Source organism: Vibrio sp. 10N.222.46.A1 (assembly GCF_041473595.1).
GTDB classification, from domain to species: Bacteria; Pseudomonadota; Gammaproteobacteria; order Enterobacterales; family Vibrionaceae; genus Vibrio; species Vibrio tasmaniensis_A.
This window is the reverse complement of sequence record NZ_JBFRSN010001036.1, coordinates 1-362: the sequence shown is the minus strand read 5'-3', so window position 1 is coordinate 362 and position 362 is coordinate 1. Positions and strand designations below refer to the sequence as shown.

Below are 362 nucleotides of genomic sequence, written 5' to 3'. Positions count from 1 at the left end.
ACACAAAAAAGCCAGCTTTGTTGGCTGGCTTATCGTCATTTTCGAATTACTTCTTATGGCACACCGTGACCTTTTGAGGCAACCCAAACGCGATACCATTGCTCGCGCGTCAGTTCGATTTTCAGTGAATCAACGGCCGTTTTCACTCGCTCAATCTTACCTGAACCAATAATAGTAATCGGATTAGACGGTAATCGACGAACCCAAGCGTAAATTACTTGGTCAATACTATCTGCACCCACTTCTTGGCGAATGGCTTCTAGTTCATCACGAACACGAATCGCTTGTGCTGAATCGCCACTAAAGATGCTACCACCACCGAGACAAGACCACGCCATTGGACGAATACGGTTCATCTGCAG

At 46.4% G+C, this 362-nt stretch carries 1 protein-coding gene; it reads right to left on the bottom strand.

Annotation, left to right across the window (positions count from 1 at the left end; genetic code table 11):
• Nucleotides 1–53: 53 nt before the first annotated feature.
• On the bottom strand, nt 54–362 hold a 309-nt coding region (locus AB4496_RS23420; protein WP_372132155.1), incomplete at its 5' end, for an aldo/keto reductase.